We start from the raw sequence: 2,032 nt of genomic DNA, 5'->3' as shown, positions 1-2,032 counted from the left end.
CAGCGCGGCGGACCGGGCGTGCAGGCCCAGCCGCAGCCGCGCCGGGGCGGGGGAGTCGAGCCGGTCGAAGAACCAGCGCACCGCCGGGTCGGCGGCGCGCACCTCGGTGACCAGCCGCGTCACCACGGTGCCGACCAGCTCGGCCGCCCGCGCGTCGACGCACCCCGTGCCGGGCACGGCGAGGTCGGCGAACAACCAGGAGCGGTCCATGGCACCTCGACTGTCGGCGGGTGGGTACGCGGCGTCCTCGGGGCGAGCCCATCATCACCGCGCCGGCCCGCCGGACCACCCGGGCGCGGCCGGGAACCGGGGTCCGGTTAGGGGGCGACAGGGGTAGGTCGCCGCCGGGCCGCTGGCCAGACTTGGGCCGTTACGGCGAGGGACGGATGTGGTGACATGCTGCGCAGTGACCTGGTCCAGCCGGTGCCGGAGCTGCTCCGGGCCCACGCCGACCGGCTGCCGGACCGGGTGGCGTTCCGCGACGCGGACCGGGCGGTGGACTGGGCCGGGCTGGAGGCGGTCACCCGGCGGCTGGCCGGGCACCTGGCCGACGCCGGTGTCGCCCGGGGCGACCGGGTCGCGTTCTGCCTGGGCAACCGGGTGGAGACGGTGGAGACCTGGCTGGCCGTGACCCGGGCCGCCGCGGTCGGCGTACCGCTGAACCCGCGCAGCACCGACGCGGAGCTGGCCCACCTGCTCGACGACTCCGGCGCGGTGCTGGTGGTCACCGACCCGGGGCACCTCGACCAGCTCCGGCGGCTGCGCGCGGACCGGCCCGACCTGCGGATCTGGGTGACCGGCGACGGGCCGTACCCGGACGGGGCGACCGCCTGGCCGGCGCTCGTCGACGTGCCGCCGGCCGCCGACGCCCGCGACGACCTCGGCCTGGACGAGGTCGCCTGGATGCTCTACACCTCCGGCACCACCGGCCGGCCCAAGGGCGTCCTGTCCACCCAGCGCACCTGCCTGTGGTCGGTGGCCGCCTGCTACGTGCCGGTGCCGGACCTGACCTCGGCCGACCGGGTGGTCTGGCCGCTGCCGCTGTTCCACAGCCTCTCCCACATCGCCTGCGTGCTGAGCGTGACCGCGGTCGGCGCGAGCGCCCGCCTGGTCGACGGGTTCGCCGCCGCCGACGTGCTGCGCGCGGTCGCGCAGGACGAGGCGACCGTGCTGGCCGGTGTCCCGGCCATGTACCACCACCTGGTCGCCGCCGCCCGCGCGGACGGGTTCCGCGCGCCCGCGCTGCGGGTCTGCCTGGTCGGCGGCGCGATCACCACCGGCGAGCTGCGCCGCGCGTTCGAGGAGGTCTTCGACGCGCCGCTGCTGGACGCGTACGGCAGCACCGAGACGTGCGGCGCGATCGCGGTGACCCGGCCGGACCGGCCCCGGGTCGAGGGGTCCTGCGGGCAGCCGGTGACCGGCGTCGACGTCCGCCTGGTCAGCCCGGAGACCGGCCGGGACGTGGCGACCGGTGACGAGGGCGAGGTGTGGGTGCGCGGGCCGGGCGTCATGGTCGGCTACCACGGGCTGCCCGAGACCACCGCGGCGGTGCTGCGCGACGGCTGGTACCGCACCGGCGACCTGGCCCGCCGCGACCACGACGGCAACCTCTTCGTCACCGGCCGGCACCGGGAACTGATCATCCGGGGCGGGGAGAAGGTGCACCCGGTCGAGGTGGAGGACGTGCTGCGCGCCGTGCCCGGCGTCGCCGACGTGGCGGTGACCGGCCGCCCGCACGAGGTGCTCGGCGAGGTGCCGGTGGCCTACGTGGTGCCCGCGCCGGAGGGCTTCGCGCCGGCCGCCGCGTACGCCGCCTGCCGGGAACGGCTCGCCTACCACAAGGTGCCGCAGGAGCTGTACGAGATCGACGAGGTGCCGCGTACCGCCTCGGGGAAGGTCATCCGCCGGCTGCTGCGGGAGCGTCCGGCCCGCCTGCGGGCGGTCAACGGCGCGCACCACGAGGCGCTGACCCGCCTCACCTGGCGGCCCCTCGACCCGGCGGGCGCACCCGAGGTCGCCCGGCGCTGGGCGG

General features: G+C 77.3%; 1 protein-coding gene and 1 pseudogene. One reads left to right on the top strand and one right to left on the bottom strand.

Translation table 11 applies throughout. The features are described 5' to 3' along the window. Nucleotides 1–210 (bottom strand): annotated as a pseudogene (locus HUW36_RS31740) (hypothetical protein); the annotation flags it as partial. Between the two features lie 186 nt (nt 211–396). Between HUW36_RS31740 and HUW36_RS31735 the strand changes: the two are divergent. Then, nucleotides 397–2,032, top strand: a 1,636-nt coding sequence (locus HUW36_RS31735) for a class I adenylate-forming enzyme family protein (RefSeq protein WP_174531436.1), incomplete at its 3' end; no start/stop codon positions are given.

The organism is Micromonospora maritima (assembly GCF_902825405.1).
GTDB classification, from domain to species: Bacteria; Actinomycetota; Actinomycetes; order Mycobacteriales; family Micromonosporaceae; genus Micromonospora; species Micromonospora maritima.
The sequence above is the reverse complement of the archived record's forward strand: the minus strand, read 5'-3'. Positions and strand labels throughout refer to the sequence as shown.